Source organism: Rhodospirillaceae bacterium (genome assembly GCA_002728255.1).
In the GTDB taxonomy this organism is placed as follows: domain Bacteria; phylum Pseudomonadota; class Alphaproteobacteria; order UBA7887; family UBA7887.
This window is the reverse complement of record PBWV01000025.1, coordinates 16,066-37,878: the sequence shown is the minus strand read 5'-3', so window position 1 is coordinate 37,878 and position 21,813 is coordinate 16,066. Positions and strand designations below refer to the sequence as shown.

At 45.6% G+C, this 21,813-nt stretch carries 24 protein-coding genes and 1 tRNA gene; 9 read left to right on the top strand and 16 right to left on the bottom strand.

Translation table 11 applies throughout. From position 1 onward, the window contains the following. The first annotated feature begins 1 nt into the window (after position 1). Both CMM32_07165 and CMM32_07160 read left to right on the top strand, forming a co-directional pair. Positions 2-595, top strand: coding sequence for a hypothetical protein (locus CMM32_07165; GenBank protein ID MBT06679.1), 594 nt, complete (start codon positions 2-4; stop codon positions 593-595). A 176-nt stretch (positions 596-771) separates the two neighbouring features. After that, positions 772-948 (top strand): Flp family type IVb pilin, encoded by a 177-nt coding sequence (locus CMM32_07160; GenBank protein MBT06678.1) that lies wholly within the window; start codon positions 772-774, stop codon positions 946-948. 112 nt (positions 949-1,060) lie between these two features. On the opposite strand, the gene CMM32_07155 is transcribed toward CMM32_07160, so the two are convergent. The 4 genes from CMM32_07155 to CMM32_07140 all read right to left on the bottom strand — a co-directional run bounded on the left by CMM32_07155 (position 1,061) and on the right by CMM32_07140 (position 4,157). Beyond that, positions 1,061-1,594 carry a hypothetical protein gene (locus CMM32_07155; protein MBT06677.1) on the bottom strand — a complete coding sequence of 178 codons (534 nt, stop codon included), beginning with the start codon at positions 1,592-1,594 and terminating at the stop codon, positions 1,061-1,063. An 8-nt stretch (positions 1,595-1,602) separates the two neighbouring features. Further along, positions 1,603-2,223, bottom strand: a complete 621-nt coding sequence (locus tag CMM32_07150) for a hypothetical protein (protein ID MBT06676.1) — start codon at positions 2,221-2,223, stop codon at positions 1,603-1,605. Beyond that, entirely contained in the window at positions 2,136-3,632 is a 1,497-nt protein-coding gene (locus tag CMM32_07145) for a hypothetical protein (GenBank protein ID MBT06675.1), read from the bottom strand. Before CMM32_07145 ends, CMM32_07150 begins: the two co-directional genes overlap by 88 nt. An 81-nt stretch (positions 3,633-3,713) precedes the next feature. Then, positions 3,714-4,157: a hypothetical protein gene (locus CMM32_07140; protein MBT06674.1), complete on the bottom strand. Its 444-nt coding sequence runs from the start codon at positions 4,155-4,157 to the stop codon at positions 3,714-3,716. Between the two features lie 134 nt (positions 4,158-4,291). Here CMM32_07140 and CMM32_07135 point away from each other — a divergent pair, with 134 nt between their 5' ends. Further along, positions 4,292-5,230: a hypothetical protein gene (locus CMM32_07135; GenBank protein MBT06673.1), complete on the top strand. Its 939-nt coding sequence runs from the start codon at positions 4,292-4,294 to the stop codon at positions 5,228-5,230. Between the two features lies 1 nt (position 5,231). Here CMM32_07135 and CMM32_07130 read toward each other — a convergent pair whose 3' ends face one another. The 12 genes from CMM32_07130 to CMM32_07075 all read right to left on the bottom strand — a co-directional run bounded on the left by CMM32_07130 (position 5,232) and on the right by CMM32_07075 (position 16,760). Further along, complete coding sequence (locus CMM32_07130; protein ID MBT06672.1) at positions 5,232-6,197, bottom strand: pilus assembly protein TadC; 966 nt, start codon at positions 6,195-6,197, stop codon at positions 5,232-5,234. Positions 6,198-6,212: 15 nt separating this feature from the next. Next, complete coding sequence (locus tag CMM32_07125; protein MBT06671.1) at positions 6,213-7,214, bottom strand: pilus assembly protein; 1,002 nt, start codon at positions 7,212-7,214, stop codon at positions 6,213-6,215. A 1-nt stretch (position 7,215) separates the two neighbouring features. Next, positions 7,216-8,670 (bottom strand): protein kinase, encoded by a 1,455-nt coding sequence (locus CMM32_07120; GenBank protein MBT06670.1) that lies wholly within the window; start codon positions 8,668-8,670, stop codon positions 7,216-7,218. A gap of 5 nt (positions 8,671-8,675) precedes the next feature. Continuing rightward, positions 8,676-9,755 carry a hypothetical protein gene (locus CMM32_07115; GenBank protein MBT06669.1) on the bottom strand — a complete coding sequence of 360 codons (1,080 nt, stop codon included), beginning with the start codon at positions 9,753-9,755 and terminating at the stop codon, positions 8,676-8,678. A gap of 127 nt (positions 9,756-9,882) precedes the next feature. Then, positions 9,883-10,587 carry a hypothetical protein gene (locus CMM32_07110; protein MBT06668.1) on the bottom strand — a complete coding sequence of 235 codons (705 nt, stop codon included), beginning with the start codon at positions 10,585-10,587 and terminating at the stop codon, positions 9,883-9,885. Between the two features lie 44 nt (positions 10,588-10,631). Next, positions 10,632-12,065 carry a hypothetical protein gene (locus CMM32_07105; protein MBT06667.1) on the bottom strand — a complete coding sequence of 478 codons (1,434 nt, stop codon included), beginning with the start codon at positions 12,063-12,065 and terminating at the stop codon, positions 10,632-10,634. After that, positions 12,065-12,976 (bottom strand): Flp pilus assembly protein CpaB, encoded by a 912-nt coding sequence (cpaB, locus tag CMM32_07100; protein MBT06666.1) that lies wholly within the window; start codon positions 12,974-12,976, stop codon positions 12,065-12,067. Before cpaB ends, CMM32_07105 begins: the two co-directional genes overlap by 1 nt. Positions 12,977-13,434: 458 nt before the next feature. Then, complete coding sequence (locus CMM32_07095; GenBank protein MBT06665.1) at positions 13,435-13,782, bottom strand: hypothetical protein; 348 nt, start codon at positions 13,780-13,782, stop codon at positions 13,435-13,437. Positions 13,783-14,228: 446 nt separating this feature from the next. Then, a complete protein-coding gene (locus CMM32_07090; protein ID MBT06664.1) occupies positions 14,229-14,639 on the bottom strand; it encodes a hypothetical protein in 411 nt (136 codons plus the stop codon). Positions 14,640-14,669: 30 nt separating this feature from the next. After that, positions 14,670-15,530, bottom strand: a complete 861-nt coding sequence (locus tag CMM32_07085) for a creatininase (GenBank protein ID MBT06663.1) — start codon at positions 15,528-15,530, stop codon at positions 14,670-14,672. Further along, positions 15,527-16,537 (bottom strand): hypothetical protein, encoded by a 1,011-nt coding sequence (locus CMM32_07080; protein ID MBT06662.1) that lies wholly within the window; start codon positions 16,535-16,537, stop codon positions 15,527-15,529. The genes CMM32_07085 and CMM32_07080 overlap by 4 nt, the downstream gene beginning before the upstream one ends. Positions 16,538-16,685: 148 nt before the next feature. Beyond that, positions 16,686-16,760, bottom strand: a tRNA-Thr gene (locus CMM32_07075). Between the two features lie 425 nt (positions 16,761-17,185). On the opposite strand from CMM32_07075, the gene murA reads away from it, so the two are divergent. From murA to CMM32_07045, 6 genes are all read left to right on the top strand, one after another. Continuing rightward, the gene (gene murA, locus CMM32_07070; GenBank protein ID MBT06661.1) at positions 17,186-18,484 is read left to right on the top strand and encodes a UDP-N-acetylglucosamine 1-carboxyvinyltransferase; all 1,299 of its coding nucleotides are present in this window, start codon (positions 17,186-17,188) and stop codon (positions 18,482-18,484) included. Beyond that, positions 18,481-18,915 carry a hypothetical protein gene (locus CMM32_07065; protein MBT06660.1) on the top strand — a complete coding sequence of 145 codons (435 nt, stop codon included), beginning with the start codon at positions 18,481-18,483 and terminating at the stop codon, positions 18,913-18,915. Before murA ends, CMM32_07065 begins: the two co-directional genes overlap by 4 nt. Beyond that, complete coding sequence (locus CMM32_07060; GenBank protein ID MBT06659.1) at positions 18,899-19,564, top strand: ATP phosphoribosyltransferase; 666 nt, start codon at positions 18,899-18,901, stop codon at positions 19,562-19,564. The genes CMM32_07065 and CMM32_07060 overlap by 17 nt, the downstream gene beginning before the upstream one ends. Then, positions 19,548-20,843: a histidinol dehydrogenase gene (gene hisD / locus CMM32_07055; GenBank protein MBT06658.1), complete on the top strand. Its 1,296-nt coding sequence runs from the start codon at positions 19,548-19,550 to the stop codon at positions 20,841-20,843. The genes CMM32_07060 and hisD overlap by 17 nt, the downstream gene beginning before the upstream one ends. Positions 20,844-20,933: 90 nt before the next feature. After that, a complete protein-coding gene (locus CMM32_07050; protein MBT06657.1) occupies positions 20,934-21,413 on the top strand; it encodes a hypothetical protein in 480 nt (159 codons plus the stop codon). 181 nt (positions 21,414-21,594) lie between these two features. Then, positions 21,595-21,813: a translation initiation factor IF-1 gene (locus CMM32_07045; GenBank protein MBT06656.1), complete on the top strand. Its 219-nt coding sequence runs from the start codon at positions 21,595-21,597 to the stop codon at positions 21,811-21,813.

Here is a 21,813-nt window from a genome sequence, read left to right as displayed (position 1 = left end):
CATGGGTTATTTGTTATCACAGTTTCGATTTCCTTTGAGCCTCGTCTTAGTTTGCTCTGTGGTTGGGCTTATAAGTGGGTGTGTTGATAGGTACACCAACGATGCAGCCTTCGTATCGCGTGGGCCGTTAGAGGCTGTTGATTTAGTGGCGGCAAGCCATAAGGTGGTTGACCGGTTGGTCGATTCGTCTCAGCAGGTTTTGGATCATAGTAAGCCCATAATGGTTGCTAGTCTTGTGAATGTTAACGATTTGGAGCAGTCATCCGTATTGGGAAGAATAGTTTCAGAGCAAATCCGTTCAAGATTTACTCAGTTGGGTTACACCACGAAAGAACTACGATATAGAGGGAATATCATGGTTCGCGCTGGGAGTGGTGAGTTGGTTTTATCTAGAGATGTGAAGAATTTAAGTGATGCTCAGCAGGCTCAGGCTGTAGTAGCTGGGGTGTACGCTGTCGCTGAGACCAAGGTATATGTCACCTTAAGAGTTTTAAGGGCAGACGATGGTACGGTAATAAGTTCGGCTGATTACGCACTCCCCAAGGGCGAAGATGTGACAAGTTTGCTGGGGCATGACCCGTTGTCGATTTATTAAACGGCGTCTGGAAAGGGCTAAAAGTGTAAGCAGGTGCTTTTTCCAGAGCTACCTCCACCGCGCGGTTGATTTCTTCGTCAGAACGTGCTTATTTTCGCCCACGGCCACCATACGTTGGTATGGTGCCGCTTTGTTTAAGGCATAGTTTAGTCAATGAGATAGGAGTAAAATGGATGTTGAAGAACCTTTTGAAACGTTTCTCTAAGTCGACCAAAGGTGCGACCGCTATAGAGTATGGGTTGATAGCGGCTGGCATCGCGATTGTTGTGGCTGCAGGCATTGCACTTATTTCGCCTCAGCTGACCACAACTTTTAATGCTATTGCGGCGGCGCTCACGCCTGGCGGAGGTTGATCTCTAGTTATACTCTGAGATGCTGAGGCGGCGAGGCTACCCTTCGTAGGCTTCCTGGGAGTTGCGCCAACCACTACCATGCTGACGTGGGGTATGGTAGTGGCCTGTTGACTTAGTTAAACGGTATGATTGTTGTGAGACGGGGCTTAGCAAATGCCTCGCTACTCATGTTTATTATNGCAGGTATGTTAGCCGCAGGTAGGAACCCCACTATTAGATTGCCGAGTACAGGCTGGTAGGTGTAGGTGACTACAACATGTATGGTGCTAAAGTTGGGGCGTACCAATCCAGCAGCTGGAGCAGGTATCCCTCCGGGCGCGCCAAAAGTCCAACCCACTATGAGGTTTCCAGCTTCATCAGCCTCTATGCTTTGAATGCCAATACGGAGGGTGTTATCAGGGTAGGGGGCCATTATCAGCGTAGCAGCCCTGCGGATATTATTCAAAGATGGAGTGTCAACCGCCTGCGANCCAGCTACTACGTCGGCAATAGATTGGGCGGCCAAGTTTACTTTCCGGCTGGCGTTTTGCATATTAGTGAATTCAACAATTCCTGCCCAAATTGCGATCATAATGGGCACTAAGAGAGCAAACTCAAGACTAACAAGGCCCTTCTTATTTCTTGTGATCGATTTTTTGGGTTGCATCTATATGCCTAGTTCTGAAGGAAGGGCTCAACNCTGAAGATCGCAGACGAAATATGTTCTCGACCCCCGGGTCCAATTAATTGTTGGAGGAAGGGGGTTAGGTAGTTCCATGTGTGTCTTACTCGGACTAGCGTAATTTGATCTGCCGTTCCAGGGTTAAAATTATTTGCTGCGGCCGGGGCTGGGATAGTTGTTGGGTCCGGAAAGGTAGCAAAGTTTTGTACGTCAATTAGTACGCGGCCACAGTCGACTACAATATTAACTTGCTGACACAGCGTGCCACGGAATCGGCCCAAGGGATTCGGGCTCTGCTGGACTATGCCTGTACGGATTTCCCGGCTTGCGGTAGAGACTGCTCCATCAACCACTATATTGGATANTGCTATGTAACCTGTTTCAATGACAGCGAGTAAGACAAAGAGGAAAAGAGGCAGAATCAAAGCAAATTCCACAGCGACACCACCAGTTGTGCAATTAGAAAAGTTTCTGCATTTCTGATTGAGCGTGTTGGCGTAATTCGTTTTGGAGAAAAGGACTTTGTTCACCGGGCTATCCGAAGGGCATTGAGGCTTGCGCCGATAGCACGGAAACTTTCCTGCAACGTTGAAGAATCGGGTGAAGGGAAATATAGTTTAGGTTCTGAAGCGCATCTTCGAAATACTTCCTGTGTGGTAGCATCGTTCAGTTCGAAGGTGATGGTATAGACAGTGATGTCATCTCTTTTTAAATTTGTGCATACGTCGCTAAGTCTGTCATTCAGAACGGCTGTTGCCCCGGTAAATGATTGGGTGCCAAGTCTGTTTTCCGATAGGTAGCCATAACCTGTGTACTGGCTATTGTATCGTGCATCTACAAACCGAGAGCAGTTAGAACGACCAGAAGATACTAAATTGACCCCATCCGTTAGAATAATAACAGCCCTTTTAATCCCTTGTGCACCTCTGCCCCGCCCCTCTTGAAAGGGAGGTCCAGGTGAAAGTACTCGCCATGCCCACACAGCACCAAGGTGGGCCATCGTTCCGTTACCTGACCAAGGTTGCATCTGGTTGATGGCGGCTCTTAGTCTTCCTCTATCGTTATTAAGTGGAGTGATGGGATCTGGACAAGCCTTATTAGGCCCATGAGTGCTTGGAGGGATGGTGTCGACATTAAAAAAGCGGGGTGGNGTACTTCTGTCCGGATAAGTACCAAAATTTGCTCCCGATCGTCCAGTTGCTATCGGTCTCGAAAGCCCGCGGCGCAGATTCGGTAGCCACCACATATTTTCACACACGTTGAAGAAACCCCCAAATCCATCAAGTACCGGTTCAGATTCCCAGTAGTAGGGGTCCCATAATCCTGCCACGTCGCTGTTTATGTCAAACACGTCACTGGTGTCGTGAGGAAATGGCCTTGCTTCCACACAGCCTTTCCATCGCGGATCTCGTGGTGGCGCATAATCATTTTCTGGTATGGGTGTTCTTATGAATCCTACGTTCTCTTGACCAATATTAACCGTAGTGACAAANGGTACCAAAGCGATTCTAACGTTTTCCGGGCGATCCTCATTTTGAAACAAGATATCGACAAGTTCACGAGCCGCTACTTTAAGGTTTCCAATTCGGTTGTTAGCAGCCATAGAGCCTGTGTTATCCAATACTAAAACTACCTCTAGTCCTGTAGTTTCCCGAACAACCTCCGTTGTAACTGTGACCACTATTTCATTTTTGTTTATGATTTTAAGAAACGCCGTATCCACTGAACCTGTGGCCCTCAGTGTAATTCTTGAATCAGTAATATCGCTAGCGATGTTAAGTGTGCGTCCAACTCCATCCGCGTTGAAATTGGCATTGAAATAGTTATTCAGCGTTTGGTTCAAAATTGCCGTGTTTGTGGTAGTTTCTGCTCCAACGGCTAGTGCAGCCTTGTCCAACGCTTCGGCCAGTCGGCTCTGAAGGAGATATGCCCTACCAAAGTCCAATGCACCACCGATAGCCATTATTACAGGAATGGCTGCCAGGGCATATGCAACTGCAATTATCCCGTGTTTAGATGTCACAAATTTTTGTAAACTAAAAATGGTGCACCCCCTAATTTTTGGTTTTCTCAGTATGCGAACTATCGGGCGTTAAATAGTTCGTTAAGGCACGATAGGGGTAGTTGCCGCTTCATCTTTAACCCCACTAACTTCCACGCACTTGGGTCCACAATCGAGTGATTTTGTCCCAGTTGTACCTTGATGGATAGTAACCCGTCGGACATCGTCGTCTCTGGGGATGACTACCACATTTATATCCCTTATTATGTTATCTGCAGAATCTAGTAGTATAAGGCTGGTCTCACCAGTTGAAATTCCAAGTACGAGAATACCTTTATCCGAGGCAACGTTGACGTCTGCGATCTTAGGATTCCCCACCTGCACAATTGAGGGGATCCTGTCGGCTCGAACCATCTCAACTTTATTGACTGCAACGTAAATGGTCTCTTCTGCATGACAAGGGGTTACACTAAGTATTCCTATTTCCCAATTTGTCACAATTAAGGCAGTAAAAATGACCGCAAAGGTGATATGATGGCTACGCACGTTAAATTCTATCCTAATTCTCTGCCTAATTTAGACCTCTATTTGTAGTGACTTTACCCTAGGACAGCCCGGTGAACAATCCCAAGATTGTGAGCAGTAAATGATGATTTCTGATATCATCTTATAAGAATGAAATGAATCCTTTTTTCAGGTGCCTTATGTCCTTAACTAGATTGGTTGCCCCCTTTTTTGTTGCTGTGTGGCTTTCCGGTTGTGCATATGTCGGAGAGACCCCCAGCCGCAGCTTACAAGACGTATTTACGGATGCGGTCGGTAGTTTTGATGAGGCATGGAGTTCAACTCCCGGACAAGAAGGTGAGGGTTTGGATAGCGTTGTGCCAGAATCATCCATTCAGTCTCCTGATAGACACCAAGCTAATATTGATTCTGCTAAGACGCTGAGCCATGAACCTAGTCCAATTCAAGCAGTGTTGCTAGAATCTGCTCTAGCAGCAGAAAACAATTTCGATTATGGATTGGCGACGATGCACTATAGTCGTTTGGTAGAAATGAATCCTGCCGATATCTTATCTGTTTTGGGGTTTGCGCGTAATTTGCGCTATACTGGTAATTCCAAAGAAGCCGTTCTGCTCTTGAAAAAGGCGCTCTCTTCCATGCCTAACCACGTGCCCTTACGGATACAGTTAGTCAAGGCGCAGATCGCTGCAGGATTATTGGAGGAGGCGGAGAATCAGACTGATTATCTTTTGCAAACGGCTGGAGGGGAATGGGAAGTTTATGCTCTTGAGGGAGTAATTTTGGATCATCTGGGGAAGTTCCTTGCTGCGCAGGCTGCTTATGGAAGAGCCCTATCCATTTCACCCAATAATGTTATGGTGTTGAATAATATGAGTTTATCGCTTGCCCAGAATGGAAAATTGGACTCAGCCATTAGCCTTTTGGAGGGTCTAGTTAAAAGTGAATATTCCACTCCGCAAGTTCGGCAGAATTTAGGTCTTTTCTATGCACTTAGAGGTGATCTTCATTTGGCTGAACAACTGGCTAGAGAAGACTTGCCTCCTAGCATCGTTTCAGAAAACTTGTCTTCTTTTCGTGTGTTGCAGGAAAACTGACCTAGTTACCAAACGCAGAAATAATGGCAGGGCCAAGAATGACTGCAAACAAAGCGGGGAGAAAAAAGAGGATCATTGGAACGGTTAATTTTGCCGGCAAAGAAGCAGCTTTCTTCTCGATTTTTGACAGTCGTTCGCCACGATTTTCATCAGACAACGTTTTGAGAGCTTCACTCAATGGTGTGCCGTATTTTTCCGACTGACTTAGACTAGTAGAAAGGGCCCGGGCGGCTGGTAGGTCAGTCCGCTCAGCAAAATTACGATAAGCTGCAGCGCGATCTCCAAGATAAGCGAGCTCTGCAGCGGCCAATCCTATCTCTTCTGACATTGTAGGTGAATCCTCAAATATATCATCGGTAACCCTGTTGAATGCGGATTCAATAGATTGTCCCGCATTTACACAAATACCAAGAAGGTCCAGAACTTCTGGAAAATATTGATCCAATTCCTGTCGGCGTGCTTGGGAAGAGTTTTTTACATACAAATCAGGAAGTTTATAGCCTACAAATATCGCGCCAACGATTATAGGGAAATGAAGTGCCAGAGGTATGTCCACAAGTGAGGAAAAAGATAGGACTAAAAAGGATAAAATGGCAAATAGTGTGGCAATGGTAAACTTGAGAAACACGAAAGTTACGACCGCGGTGCGCCCTCGCCATCCACCGGCGGCCAATCTTTTTCGTATCTCTGCGTTAGCAGTCAAGTTTTCGAGTCGAAAACGTTGCAGTAGTTTTTTCATTAAGCTGACTTGTGTTTCAGTTCTTGCTCGAGCTCTTTTCTCCGCGCGCTCTGCCATTTCGGCCCGTAGCTGTTCACTCAAGTCTGCCCTATGTTGCGAGAGCATTTTAACACGATCTTTTCTTTTATCACGACTAAGAAAAGGCAAGGAAATAGCCATAATGACGCAAAGCACTGCGATGAAGCTAAGTGTGACGATCAGTGTCTCTCTGTCAAAAAGATCTTGCATATCTTCAATCACTTTCTAATCAGAAACCACTGAACCAATCATATTGCGCATGACCAAGATGCCTATGGCCATCCAGCAGAGGCCACCGCCCATTGTCCAGTGCCCAGCCGATGTATTGAAAAGTACCGACATATACTCACCATTCACCAACGTGATGCCGCCCATGACAAAAAATGGGAGAGACCCTATTATAGCTGCCGAAGATTTGGCTTCGCTCGAAAGAGCAACTGCTTTATCTTTCATTTGTTTACGATCGCGGAGCACGGAAGATAGACTTTCTAAGGTATCGGCAAGATTTCCACCGGTTTCCTGTTGAATTTGTAGTACTATCGCAAAGAATTTATATTCTTTAGTGGGCATTCGTTGTAAACCCCGTTGTAAGAGTTCGCCTAGTGTTAAGCCTATTCTTTGGCCTTCTACTAGCTGGCGGAATTCAGCGCCCACCGGATCTGGAATTTCCCTTCCAATTATTTGTAAGCATTCCCCTACAGGTAGGCCTGAACGGACTCCCCGGATGATTACATCCAAGGCATTTGCAAATTCGGCTGTAAAACTTTTCTGGCGTCGTTTGTACAAATGGGAGAGAAGCCACTTTGGTATGAAATAGGCTGCAAAAATGCCTACAGAGCCCCCCACGAGCAACGACATTCCGAATATAATTGCGACACCCATGATCAGGAGCCCTAGAAGCAGGGATNCTACGAAATAGGACTTGAGTTTTGGTTCCAAACCCGCCTGTAACATTTCAGAACGAATTTTATTAATTGGTCCTTCTTTCCGTTTTCGCTTTTCCAGAGATTGTAGTCGGTCTTGGATTCGTTTCTGTCGAGGGTTCAAGCTCTGTCGGTTGGGGCGGTCAGCTTTTCCTTGACCGAGTCCCATATTAGTTAGTCTTTGGTTTATTGTAATTCGAGGGCGTGCTAGGCTCACTAAGCCGATTGCCATTACTCCGAATATGGAAAATATGCATAATGCTGCAGCAGTTGCGATTAGGACGGGACTGTAGGAAGTTAGCAAATCATTTACCCGTTAGTTCAAGGGCTTCTGCCAGTTTTTCTTCTAGGCCAAAATAGAGGGCTTTTTCCCAAAACTTTGGGCGAAGCCGGCTAGATCTATGGGTCCCTTGTATTTTCCCCTCTGTTTCCTCTTCAAACTCATATAAGAGGAGGTCTTGGAGAGTAATTGTATCTCCCTCCATGCCAACAATTTCTGTGACATGAGTAATCTTGCGGGACCCGTCTCTCATTCGAGATGCTTGAACAATGAGATTTATGGAAGATGAAATTTGTTCCCGCATGGCCCTTGCAGGAAGGTTGTATCCACCCATGGCGATCATGTTTTCTACACGGGAAAGAGCTTCCCGCGGATTATTTGCGTGGACAGTTCCCATGGACCCATCATGGCCGGTATTCATTGCTTGCATTAAATCAAAGGCTTCTGGACCTCTAACTTCACCTACAATAATACGTTCGGGTCTCATCCGCAGGCAGTTCTTAACTAGATCTGTCATGCTGATTTCTCCAGCACCTTCCAGGTTAGGTGGGCGTGTTTCTAGTCTGACTACATGAGGATTTTTTAGCTGCAGTTCTGCTGCATCCTCACAAGTGATGACTCGTTCGCCTGGGTCTATTGGATCAGTTAGGCAGTTGAGAAGGGTGGTTTTTCCCGACCCTGTTCCACCTGAGATCAGAATATTGCATCTACTGGCGGATGCCACTTCAAGCAGTCTTGCTCCGTTCTCAGTTATACTTCCAAAATTGACCAAGTCATCTAAGGAAAGTTTATCCTTTCGAAATTTTCTAATCGTTAGAGCAGCTCCATCAATGGACAGGGGGGGTGCTATCACATTTACCCGCGATCCATCAGTTAGACGAGCATCGCAAATGGGGCTGGCTTCATCGACCCTTCTCCCGACCGCAGTAACGATGCGTTGGCAGATGTTCATCAGCTGAGCATTATCACGGAATTTGACATCGGTTAGTTCTATTTTTCCGTCTGTTTCTATGTATACTTTGTTGGGGCCATTCACCATAATATCCGCTATGTCATCACGGGCGATTAGGGGTTCGAGGGGCCCTAGTCCAAGCACATCATTGCAGATGTCGTCGACTACTTGTTGTTGTTCATGTACACTTAGGACAAAGTCCCGCATGCTTATAATTTCACCCACTATGTCCGAAATTTCCTCGCGTACTGCCTCTTCCGATAATTTCCCAAGACCAGCAAGGTCTACAGCTTCTACTAGGTCATTAAATATTTCGATCTTGATGGGTTGCAGGCGTTCTTTATTGTCATCCGGACGGGAAGTTTGGTCGGTTTTGGGNATTGTTTGGTCGTCAGCAGGTCCAAGTACTGGGTGTAATTTTTCTTCTTGTTCGGATTCTGTTGAACGGGCTAGATCTTTTTTCCGCTCATCCTTTTTGCTTGATGGCGGAACCGAGGCGTTGACATTTGCTTCGCGTTTTCCAAACATTTTTTTTACTGACCGGACAATCGTTGTGCTAAGGTAAATAATTGTTTAGAAATCTTATGGCTCTTCTTGGAATCGACCACTAACTTTCCATCATTTTCTGCTANCCCAAACAGTGTTGCGTCATGTGGAATAGAGGCGAGCGGCTTGCTCCCAACTGTTTTCTCAAAATCCTTGCTCCGTAGTTCAGTTCTTTTATGAGCACCTTCTTTATTTAGTATCAGCCTTGTTGGTCTGTTAACGGGCCGAAGTTCAGCGAGGTGCTCCAATAGGCTTTTGGCATTGCGGAGCCCTGAAAGTTGTGGTGTGGCTACAACTACAGCTTCCTCACAGTCCAAAAGGACTTCCTGTATCCACGGACTCCAAGCTCTTGGTAGGTCTAAGACCACATAGGCATTCATCTGTTGTAATAGGGTCATGAGCACTTCAAGGGCAGTTTCGTCAATTTCATTTGACCCGCTAAAACTTCCCACGCTAGGAAGAATTGAAAGATTCTGACTGTAAGACACCATAAAACGTTCCAACAAAGTTTCATCAAGGCGGTCAGGCTGAGCCAAAGCATCCGATACGGACTGTTTGGGTTGGATGTCAAACTCTAATCCNACTGTTCCAAATGTTAGGTCCAAATCAACCAAAGTGACGGGTTGTTTATATTGCTCTGCTAGGCAACGGGCCACGTTCGCCGCAATAATACTGCTACCTGCTCCGCCATTTGCATCCATAAAAGCGATAACCCTCCCTAGGTTAGATGCATCGACCTCCGAAAAAGTTTGTTCTATGGCGGTCACCACCTGGTCGGCGTTGCTACCAGGAGCAAAATAATCGGTTATACCCATTCCAATTAGTCTCTTATAAAGAGAAATATCATTGTTTGCGCCAAACAACATGACCTTAGTTTCAGGGCTACAGTTGGATGATAATATTTCAAGGTCAGTATCAAGTTCTGTNCCGGCCTTGTCCGACTCCACTAATATAAGGTCCGGTTCTCGGGAAGCGCCAAGATGGGCGGCTGCTTGCTGGATGTTTCCTTGTTGGAGTTCAAGTCTGCAACGCCTAAGCTTTGGGTCCTTTTGAAGGGACTCCAACACTTCGCGCGTTCCGGTGCTTTCAAAAAAACCTTCTAGAGTAAGTCTAAGTATTGTCTTTGCTCCCGTTCCGTCCCATGCTCAACGTATTTCGTGCCCGCGCGCATTTTACGTCTGCTTCCTTCCAGGTTTAGTCGTCATTCTTAAAGACGCGGCTATTATATCTTTCGGAGATTGTTGGTTCGCCAGCCTGATACTGTCTTATAACCCTTTGAATTGTATTTGAGTCCAAGGTACTTCTTTGGTTTCCGGATTGAATTAGGTCTTGAGGATCAGAAACCATGAGTCCAATATTACGTTGATACGAGCAACCGTAGCTTTTAATCGGCGTGTTGGCCGGATTAAAGCCACTTTCTCCTGACCAATCTTCACCACAATCTGGTACCTTAACGGCCGAGCCTAAAAAACTCATTACAACGACATTAGATTTCTGGGTTGGATCTGGCGAGATCGTATCGCTTGTTATTTGATGTTTGCTCACTCCCAAGGCTGCAAGTTTTAATCCTATATTACTAAGTAATCTGGCTCTTTGAGATCCGGTTAGTTGCTCTGCAGGCAAGACGAAGAGATTGCTTTGCGCTCTCCTATGAAACTCAGAGACGAATTGGCTTAGGGCAGTCATGTCCTTTGGCACGGGACCCTCACTGCTTTCTGTTACTGCGATGCTGATTTGGAATGTCCGCTCATGAACTTGTAGCGGATGAGCGTTCTGATAATCCAAATTTCCAAGAGGTGGAGGGTTACAGCCGCCCAGGATTATGGACAGAAAAAATAGGATTCCAATCGTTTGAAAAGCACTAGGAATCCTTCTTATAAAATTTTGTGACTTTTCCATACCGTCCTAGCTTTCTGCGGTAACCCGACTACCGTGACCAACACCTAGCGCAACAAGTAGCCTAAGGGGCCCTGTAGCACGGGGTTGGTGTCGCGCATTTTATCACCCCCATACCGTTTGTACAAACGACCAAAAAGAAGCAGATCTAGGTCGCTTGGGCTTACAAAACCATCAGTAGGTAGGGCAAGTTTTTTTTGTCCTCCGTCCACAGGCCTAACGATAAAAGCTTCAACAATCACCACTAGTTCAGACTGGTTTTGCACAAAATTCGGGCTTCTAAATAGTGTCCCAAGGATTGGGACATCCTTTAGCCAGGGAATCCCATCTACAGTGGTGAGTTCGTCATTTTGGAGAAGCCCAGCAATCATTAAGCTTCCGCCGCTGGGTAAATTTATGGTGCTTTCAGCTCTCCTTACAGCGAGGCCGACTACGTCAACAGTAGTGGCGCCTGCATTGACTGGTAGGGTTAAGACGTTTTCAGCAGACACTCGACTGACTTCAGTGGAAATCTTAAGGCTTATTCGGTTTTCAGCCATTACAATGGGAGTAAATGCAAGCGCGACGCCGAACTCGCGGAACTCAATTAAGACGTTTCCTGTGTTATCAATGCCCGCCACTGTAGGAAATTCTCCACCAGCTAAGAAATTAGCGGTTTCTCCTGAAATGGCGGTTAGAGCAGGTTCAGCGAGTGTTTTGACTAAACCCTGTCGTTCTAGTGCTGAAAAAGTAGCTGATGGTATGTTTGCGCTGTCGACGTTAAATCTGGCGGTCCCTTCAGTATTTAATATGCGATTTAGCCCTGAAGTGGAAATGTCAAAAAATAGGGCGCCGTCGCCTCTAATAAGTGAGAAATCAGTATCCATTCCCAGGTCTTTGAGAACGTTTCGTTGCATCTCAGCCATTCGCACTTTCAGCAAGACTTGTTGATCGCCTAGCACTTGAAGCATATTCACTACGGCAGCATTCTCATTATCCGGGTCTAAAAAATTTCGGGCGATTTCTGCTGCGTCAGCTGATTCTTTGGCAGTATGAACGATGCCTTGTATTAGTATATTGTTATTGAGGGCCGAGAGCTCAATCTGGGAAGCATCCACGACTTGCGCGATCGCGGTCGCTGCCGCCTCGATGTTAGATCCGACACGTGCAACGATGTGCTTAATTAGATTGCCTTCTGAGTCGATAAGGAGAATATCTGTATCTCCCGTGGAGCGGCCGATGATGTAAGCTCGGTTTTGGGTTTTTACTATGACGTCGGCAATATCGGCGTTACCAATTATGACTTCTGCTATATTTCGCGATACCCGAAGAGTTTGAACCTTGTCCAGAGGAATTGTGAGTATTTCGCCATCTTTTTGAGCTTCNATTTCTTCNAATGGACGGACCTCCACCTCCGTTTGGCACAAGACTGGGTGAGAGCTCAGGGCCCAAACGACGCCTATGAAGCAGAGTTTTCGAAAGTTCCTTCCTTGCTTATGCATTACAATTGACCTGGTAATGAGTTCACGCTCTCGGTTCCACCTCGGTACACCTTGATCTTTGGCCCACTAGGTGTAGGCGCATTGTAGGTATTCCCTAGCTCTAATTCTTCTTCCTCTTCCACCACAATTGTAAGCGCTTCGAAAATTTCATAATCCGGTGTAAAAACTTCTTGTTCTTTTGACTCNACAGCAGAAAGGCTGCGAAGGGAGAGGTGGATTTTTCCAACCATGGTTCCAAGGGAGATTGTTTCCGCACCTTTAGGAGTAACCTCTAGAGTAATAGTTTTGGCTACTATTGCCTCTTCATTTTCTCCCTGTAATTCCTGGTCCACGGCAACTACACGGACTTCTTCAAGGATTGTTTCTGCTGCCTGACGAGTTCTGCTTCCTTGTCCCTCCTCGGGGGCCGTGAAATTGTAGGTTACTATGACATCCACATAATCACCGGGCATAATAAAGCCCGAGGCTCCAGTTTGGGGCTGTACTGCGACCGAAACAGCTCTCATACCCGGAGACAAAATGCCCGTCAAAAAGCCCGCCTCTGAGCGCCTGAATACCATTTCTCGGGTAAGTGGAACTCCGGAAGGAATGCTAACACGAGCTGTTGTGCCCACAAAGTCAGCCAAACCTGCGTTGTCAGGTGTTTCAGATACCACATAGTTCTTATCCAGCATATCCTCGGGCCACGCCTTAAATAAGATATCTCCTGTAGAAATTTCATCCCCAGGTAACAACATTGCTTTGGCTACCAATACGTGAGTTATTTTTTCAGGTGCGGGAGCCATCTCCTCCACAATTAGGTTTTCTGGACCCGNCCCTTGCTGCGATTCGAGAAAACCCTTAACCAGGGCCGCCGTGCCCGCGGCGGCTATGACTGCTACAAACAAGAGGCTTATAACTAGAATGCGCATAAATTAATTCTGCTAAATAACTAAAATATAAAACAATCCCTGGTTACAGACGACACTATTACAGGCCGTTAACAGGTTAAATCGCCGACCCTCTGAAAACGAGCTATTGCTCTCCTATTCCTCACACAGCCGGATCGGCAATGTACCCTTTTGGTGAAGCTGTATAAAGACTTGTTTCTTAATTTGGTCCNCCTAAAAAACGTCCCATTATCNTAATGTATTCAGGGGCCACCTAATGTCTAATTTTCTAACAGAAAATGCTGCCCGAAGTGACGATTTTAATGTTTGCCTTAATTTTTCAAGGGAAAATAAATGAATAAGGTTCGATGTTTATCGGTTCATACTTGGATGGAATAAGTATATATTTAGTTGTTAAGAAAAATACATAATACATTGTTTAATATATAAAATTTTATAAAGTAATATTCATAAATTTGTGTAATGTTGATTGTCGTCCTTTAATTATTGAGTCCTCCCGTCCAACATCCCTGTATGATGAAGCACCAGGAAAATTCAGCGTTCTCATAGAGTTGGTCGGCGGATTTTCTAATCCATTTTTGGGCTTTTCGGGGGTTAAATGATACACCCCGACCATAATAATACATAAGTCCGAGCCAAAGCTGCGCTCTGGCGTTGCCGGCTTCTGCCAAGGGTTGGAGTTCAGCTAAAGCCTGTTCAAAATTCCCCCGATATTCAGCTTCAAAACCAAAGTCCAACTCCGCTTTTACCGGATTAGAGAGAAGAGCAATTAGCATTAGAACCGAGCCCAAAAGGGCTATATTCGATTTTAACCTTTCTATTATCATGTGTATTTCCAATAGGGCGTGTGAAAACTGAATTAGGTCAACTTGCCTAACCTAAGGTAGGGGGCGATGGGAGAGTTTTCCGTACGATGTGAACATCCAAAAACAAGCCTTTCTTCTTATTTTCATGGCCTCAACTTTTTAAAATAGTTGGAGCAAATCCATATCTCTGCACCCTCTTTTCGGCCGAATCAAACTTATGCTATATGATACAAACGTATGCTATATATTGTTGACGCATCTGGCCAGTGGAGATGTTTTATTATGAAAAGTATTTTTGAGAAATTTCAGAGCCGATTTGGGGAAGGCACCGCATTTGACCTTGATTATGGAAAACTAATTATTTTGATACTGCTTATTTATCTAGCCTTTTTTAAGGACTATGGGATCTAAGTCCTGTTTACCTAAAGTTGTTAAATTGGCAACTAAGAGGTGAAGGTGCGGATCCTCTAGTAGTCACAGGCTGTGCACGAGATTCTTAAGTTGTCTGGTGTCCCGTTGCTCACATCGACGGTTTGTATGCAAATCCAAATGGTCCAGTCAGCCCGAACCGTGTGGATAAAAGTATATTTGGTGTGATCTTCATTTTCTTGGTTTCGCAGCTGCGTATGCATTATCACACCTTTAACCATCATCTCTTGGGCTGCCTCCCCTGAAAGGTATTTCTGTGGACATGTCAGAGGACCCGTTTCATCGGCCATTGGCGTGGCAAGTGCAATCAGAGATAGGATAGCTGAAGCAATTGCTTGAGTGGCAGCTTTTCTCGTCACCCAAGCAAGATGCCTGCTTTGGTCAACTGTAAGCATAGTGCGCTGTTTCTGTCGCCCCGAAAAGCGTCGTAGTAAAAATGCCCAAACCATTNCCGTTTCCTCTCNGTGTACCTGGAATTTTTAGTTAGAACTTGAATTTGTTAATTTCTGGATTTGTTTTACAGCAGACTGAATCTTAAGATGCAGCATTATCTTGCCGATTTTTGGGGATGCTAGAAAGGGGTCTCCATTGCTCCCCGTTGGTTCAGTTATAGAGTGCTGAGTAAGGGTAAGAAGGTGTTTTCGTACTCCATTGGGAAACACGAAGAGGAGTTCGGAGGTATCTCTAATGCCTCCGTGTGTTCCTATCTGACGATTTGTATAACCATTTTTTCTTAGCCAATCTAACTGGCCATTGCGAGAGTAGTAGTCATCGATGTGAAATACTTGCACATCTTCAGCTTTCCATTCAGCAGTAAGTTTCTCAGCAATTTTCTGCTGAGCATCTTGATTGCCGCTGCTGTCTCCGAGAAAAAACATTGTCTTAAATCCATGATGCTTGAAGCTCCGAGCTGTGTGTTCGAGTATTTGNTCAAACACCTCTTCTGGGATAGAAACAGTGCCCGAATATTGCATATGTCCTGTGGGTGGATCGATATTTCCTTCTGGCACGGTTTCTATGGTCGGTGCTACCAGAGCGTTGCCGAGTTCTTTTGCTATGGCGAGGGCCGCTTCTCGGACGATAAAACCATGCTTGCCTAGGATAATATGTGGGCCATTTTGCTCAATCCCAGCTGTGGGGATGATAATGCTAGATTTACCTGTTTGCAGGAGTGACCGCACCTCTAACCAAGTTAGTTTGTTTAATTCAACTTCGTCCGTTGGTTGGGCTGTCAGGAGACGGGGTGTTGGATAAAAAAGATAAACTGCTAGAGCCAGGCTACCAATGATGAGCGCTATGATTAGAGGCCAATATAGTTTCAAGGATCGTGAAGTATTCATAGTTCCAGTCTTTTTGTGTACATCCTAATCAAACGTCCGATTTCCCTAAATGGCAGACAGTACAGTTTCCAGACAGCATCAAAATTTTTTGATTCAGTGCCTGCAATTCCACATTTTACTGGTTCGCGTGTNTTTGGAANATAAAGGGTTCCAACTGCCCAGTCCCAGAAGGAGAAGATGAAGCCAAGATTCTTTCCAAAATGGGCAGGATCCATGCTGTGGTGGATTTGGTGTTGAGCTGGTGAGATTAAAAAGTGGCTGATTATTGGNGGGTATGATAGCCAAATATGGGAGTGTCGNAGATTATAGCCAAAAAGGTAGAAGACCGTAACCCCCATGTTTAGCCCGGCAATGGAGTACCAGCCTATCCCCTCGGCATAGAGGGTTTGGAATAGTCCAATTACTAGGCCCATAGAGATCCCCGCCATACTTCCTGATACTAGATCATCAACTGGATGCATTCTGTATACCGTGATGGGGGTAAGTACTTCGGCGGAATGATGCACTTTGTGAAACTCCCATAAGGGAGGGAGCCGGTGCTGTAGATAATGGGCTAAGTAAATTGCACCATCCATGATAAACAACAACAAAATGGTAAAGAGTATCTGGTCTAAAGTTGACGCCTTGCCCAGTATGTTGCTCAGAAAGGCAAACTGTTCCAGAAACTGCATGCTGAGTTGGCTAGCTCCGACGATTCCAAATGTTAATGGGGCTATGAGCCATGGAAAGGCCATGCGATTAATGATAAAAAAAGTATAGTCGACGCGGGCAGACCTATGTCCGAGTAAGCGCTTCGGAAAGCAAAAATGAATAAACTGTGTAAATTGCTGGAGCTTTGGAATAGTCCCATTTTTCCGGGAAAAATCCGGTGTGTGGACAAATACCCAACCTGCCAGAACAGCAGCCATTAGCAAATACAACCAGTATACTCGTTGATCAACTCTAATTAAATAAAGCAGGGGCTCCGCAATAATTAGAATGGCAGAATTGAAAATGTCATTTACCAATAGTTGCTCCACTCCTGAGAAATCAATAAAACGGGAACCTTATGGTAACAATATAGCATTTATGGAAGATAGTATTAGTGCTGAATTTTGCGAGATATGAGTGGTGTCAGGGATAGGTCTTGCTTTAAGCAGATGGGTTTAATGATGGTGGTGCCGCCGGAGTGAATTGAACACTCGACCCCACCCTTACCAAGGGTGTGCTCTACCCCTGAGCTACGGCGGCTGGTGATAAGGTCTATTAGATGACGGCCGTCTCAGCAACCACTTTATGTTATTGGTTGTGCGGCAAGGCCCTCTTTTGGTCGCTGCGGTGTGCATAAATGCAGTGTTACAACATTAACTTGAGGTAGATTTTGTGGGTCCGGTATAATTGAATGAGAAAATCGAGAAAATTTCTGATGAAGAGTTTTTCTCCGAGTCAGGAGAGAGAAGATAAGAAACGCCAACGTGAAGGAGAACTGCTCCGAGAAAATTTGAAAAAGCGGAAATTGCAGGCTCGTACCAAGGCTCAAATAGAGGAAATNGACCTGGACGNGTGCGAGAGATAAGTGAGTANAAGCGGTTGAAACTGAAGAGTGGCCCCTCAATGCAAAGAGTATGGCTCAGCGGATTAAACCTTTTTCATTGTAAGGTGGTTTTTCTGGAATCATGGATAGGTTAAGAATAATAGGGGGGCAGACTTTATCAGGCTCTGTTCGTATTTCGGGAGCTAAAAACGCGGCGTTACCTTTGATGGCCGCTAGCTTGTTGACTGACCAAACCTTGATACTCCGGAATGTGCCCAAGGTTTCCGATATCGAAGCTATGGCCAAGTTGTTAGCCGAGTTGGGCCTCGATGTTTCTGATCACGAGGCAAACGGGGGTAGCTGCAATATTAAGGGTGATCCATCTATTTGCCTGGCGCTCAGCGGAAGTGGGTTGGAGGGTGTTACTGCGTCTTATGAATTGGTAAGAAAAATGCGAGCCTCTGTTTTAGTTATGGGGCCGTTATTGGCGCGTCTTGGATATGCATGCGTGTCGATGCCAGGAGGATGTGCGATTGGACCCAGACCGGTTGACCTCCATGTTGCTGGATTGCGGCAGCTTGGTGCCACGATATTACTTAAGGAAGGCTACATAGAGGCGTCTGCGCCGAAAGGTCTGCGGGGAGCAGTTATCCGATTGCCCGTTGCATCTGTTGGTGCGACAGAGAATCTAATGATGGCTGCAAGCCTCGCGGAGGGAGACACCATTATTAGTAATGCTGCACGCGAACCAGAGGTGGCGGACCTTGCCAAATGTTTGGTAAAAATGGGGGCCCGTATAAGTGGCGTTGGAACCCAAAGATTGGAGATCTCTGGGGTCTCATCTCTAGGGGGCGCTGACTATACTGTCGTTTCTGATCGCATTGAGAGCGGGACCTACGCTATAGTTGCCGGGATCACCGGGGGAACTCTAGATCTTTTAGGGGCACGGCTAGAACATATGCAGACTGTCGCCGATAGCCTTGCAAGGGTTGGGGTAGAGTTAAGCAATATACCCGATGGGGTGCGTGCCGCCCGGGTTTCTCGAGAGATCTGTCCAGTAACTATAGAAACCGAACCATACCCTGGTTTTCCTACGGATATGCAGGCGCAACTTATGGCACTTGTGACCCTTGCTAAAGGGGTGTCCACAGTTCGGGAGAGAATTTTTGAGAATCGTTTTATGCATGTCAATGAACTAGCCCGCATGGGTGCAAATATTAGTATTAAAGGGAATACTGCAATGGTCGTGGGTGTCAGTGCCCTGAATGGAGCTCCGGTGATGGCAACTGATTTGAGGGCGAGTGTGTCTCTTTTGTTAGCCGGGCTTGCTGCTCAGGGTGAAACAGTGATCAATNGCGTTTATCATTTGGATAGGGGCTATGAAACTATAGTGGAGAAATTAGTTGCTTGTGGCGCAATAGTGGAACGGCTGCGCGAATGAACGCTGAATCATCACATAGGTCCCTGAGCCTCAGAGCTGGGGATGAAGAGGATTTTTCTGTAATTTCGGCTTTGTTGCAAGATGCGGAGGCTAAACTCAAGGACATGACCTTTTTGAGGGATGAGGATCAATTCATAGTTCTTGTTAGTCGATTTGTGAGAGAAAATAATATAGAGAATGTCTCCCAAGCGGGGACCATAAACAGAGTGAGGACGGGTTTATGCTTTGATGGTGTAAAGAGTGTCCGAACAAGAGATATAATCCGTGAGAAGAGGAATATCCTTTTGCGTTTCCTCTCCGTGTCCTATGTTCAGGGAGAAGTGGCACTGATTTTCCGTGGAGGCGGCGCTATAAAACTAAAGGGAGATAATATGGTTTGCTGGTTTAGGGATTTGGATGCGAAACCTGACGTAGGTGAGAGCGGTGTCTGAAATAACTTTTGCTGTACCCAAGGGAAGGATTTTATCAGAGCTTTTGCCCCTTATGAGAAAAGTGGGAATTGAGCCCGAAGCGGATTTTCACAACATCAAGTCGCGGAGGCTCTCGTTTAGTACGAATTTACCATACCTAACCCTAATCAGGGTTAGAAGCTTTGATGTGGCTACTTTTGTGGCATTTGGTGGAGCTCATATAGGTGTAACGGGGTACGATACCCTTTTGGAATTTGAGTATCCTAATGTGTACGCTCCTGTTGATTTAGGCATTGGTAGGTGCCGTATGTCTTTGGCAGAACCACAAGAAAAGTCAGAACGTTCATCCAATTCCTGGGATCATCTAAGAGTCGCCACAAAATATCCAAATGCTACAAAAAGTTTTTTTAATGCGCGAGGCGTGACAACCGAATGTATTAAGTTGAGTGGCGCCATTGAGTTGGCACCCTTGTTTGGTATGTGTAATAGGATTGTTGATCTTGTCGACAGCGGTCGGACACTGGCGGAGAATGGTCTACAGGAAAAGGAAGTAATTGCAGAAATTACTTCTCGGTTGATTGTTAATCAGGCGGCTTGGAAAACACGTAGCCATGAACTTGATCAACTTGTTTCAGATTTTTCTGGTGTAATAAATGCAGAAACCACTTAGAGCGACGGACCCTAATTTTGAGGCTTNACTGGAAGAAGCCTTAAAAAAAAGACAAGTAAGAGCTGTTGGGGTGGCCAGTGTAGTGCAGGAGATANTGCAGCGCGTGCGTGATCATGGTGACCCTGCCTTATTGCAATACACTGANCAGTTTGATGGAATAAGATTGGGANCNGGAGAAGTTGGGGTATCGAGAAAAGAAATTGAAATAGCCTTTGCATCGTGCGAACTTGAAGATATTGCCGCACTAGAATTTGCGGCAGGTCGTATAGAGGATTTTCACAAACGACAAATTCCTAGTGAATTTTCATTTACGGACCAAGCTGGCTTGAAGCTTGCAACCCGCTGGACGCCGATTCAATCTGTAGGCTTGTATGTGCCTGGGGGCCAGGCTGTCTATCCTAGTTCTTTGCTCATGAACGCAATTCCGGCGCGGTTGGCTGGAGTTGAGAGGTTAGCAATGGTCGTTCCTTGTCCCACTGGGGCTGTAAGCCCGTATCTCCTCGCTGCGGCAAAGATTGTTGGGGTTGAAGAAATCTATAAGGTGGGTGGCGCACAAGCGGTAGCTGCCCTGGCTTACGGCACCAAAACTATTAGCCCCGTTGACAAGATTGTAGGGCCGGGGAACGCATTTGTTGCGGAGGCGAAGAGGCAAGTTTTTGGCATAGTTGGTATAGACGCCATTGCAGGGCCAAGTNAAATACTAGTAGTTGCAGATAGGGAGGCGGACCCAAGCTGGATTGCTATGGATTTGTTNTCGCAAGCTGAACACGATAAAGATGCTTTGTGTACTTTGATAACTGATGATATTGCTTTTGCAGAAGCTGTTGAAAAAAATATATTGATTCATTTGAGAAACTTAGAACGGGCGGACATCGCCCGGGAAAGCTGGGAGAAAAATGGAATTAGCATAGTAGTTAATGAACTTTTGGAGGCGGCTGTCCTGATAAATAGATTGGCTCCGGAGCACGTGGAAGTGGCTCTGGGAAACCCAGATCCGCTTCTAAAAAGGATCAAAAATGCTGGTGCTATATTCATAGGGCGCTATACCCCTGAGGCAGTTGGAGACTACGTCGCTGGTCCGAACCACGTATTGCCTACGGCAAGGAGNGCTCGTTATTCCTCTGGTCTGTCAGTTGTAGATTTTTGTAAGAGCACAAATTTGATAGAGTGTGATGCCTTGAGCCTTCAGGCTGTAGCGCAACACGGTATTACGCTGGCCAAACGAGAGGGATTAGAGGCCCACGCCCAATCTTTAGCAATGAGACTGTTGGATGAGTGATCAAGATGGAATTACCAACTCCCTTGATTCTAGAATTATTCCATTAAATGATTTTCAGTAAGAGCGTTGAAAAATATAAAATCTGATGATGTGAACCAAAAATCCTATCGTATTGTTGAGGTTTTTCTTGATGAACGTTCTGTTGTTCGTTGGAATCCAGAAATCGATAGGGAGAGGAAGGTAGCTATTTATGACCTTTTGGAAGAGAATTATTTCCAGCCTGTCGCCAAGATTCCCGGCCCGTATAAATTAATATTGGGAATCGAGGAGAATAGGTTGTTCTTTCTAATTAACAATTACNCCAATAGTGCTGCTCAGGAGCGAATTGTGTTGCCGATGTCAGGATTAAGAAGACTGGTCAAGGATTATTTTACAGTATGTGAGAGTTATCATAACGCAATAAAGTATGCGCGGCCAAATCAGATAGAGGCATTAGACGTGGGCCGGAAAGGACTTCATGACGAGGGATCGCAGATGTTATTAGACTCTCTGAGTGGTAAAGTAACGATTGATTTTACGACAGCAAGGCGCTTGTTTACGTTAATATGTGTCATGCAGCTACGTAATTAAGAGAATAGTTAAATCTAGTATNGAAATTCGGGTTTGTAAGCGCAATAATTTAGAGGATTGGTATNAGTGTGGATGATACGAAAGTTNTTTGTTACAAACATAGAGGATGTACATTGGTTTGTGATGGGTCACGGAGTACAGTTGAATTTGGGCACATATTATATGAGTAATAGGAGATTGAATGGCTAAGGAAGNTGCGTTGGAATTTCAGGGGCAGGTTACAGAGTTGCTTCCTAATGCAATGTTTAGGGTTAAATTAGAGAATGAGCATGAAATACTTGCCCACACTTCTGGGCGGATGCGTAAAAACCGTATACGCGTTTTAGCCGGTGATAAGGTAACCGTGGAAATGACACCCTACGATCTTTCAAAGGGTCGAATAGTGTTTCGGCATAAGTGA

Excerpts from the sequence above, each read along its gene's own strand:
- CMM32_07065 (MBT06660.1), top strand. The coding sequence starts at position 18,481 with ATGAACGCTGAATCATCACATAGGTCCCTGAGCCTCAGAGCTGGGGAT.
- CMM32_07095 (MBT06665.1), bottom strand. The coding sequence starts at position 13,782 with ATGATAATAGAAAGGTTAAAATCGAATATAGCCCTTTTGGGCTCGGTT.
- CMM32_07130 (MBT06672.1), bottom strand. The coding sequence starts at position 6,197 with ATGCAAGATCTTTTTGACAGAGAGACACTGATCGTCACACTTAGCTTC.
- CMM32_07135 (MBT06673.1), top strand. The coding sequence starts at position 4,292 with ATGAATCCTTTTTTCAGGTGCCTTATGTCCTTAACTAGATTGGTTGCC.
- CMM32_07110 (MBT06668.1), bottom strand. The coding sequence starts at position 10,587 with ATGGAAAAGTCACAAAATTTTATAAGAAGGATTCCTAGTGCTTTTCAA.
- CMM32_07165 (MBT06679.1), top strand. The coding sequence starts at position 2 with ATGGGTTATTTGTTATCACAGTTTCGATTTCCTTTGAGCCTCGTCTTA.
- CMM32_07090 (MBT06664.1), bottom strand. The coding sequence starts at position 14,639 with ATGGTTTGGGCATTTTTACTACGACGCTTTTCGGGGCGACAGAAACAG.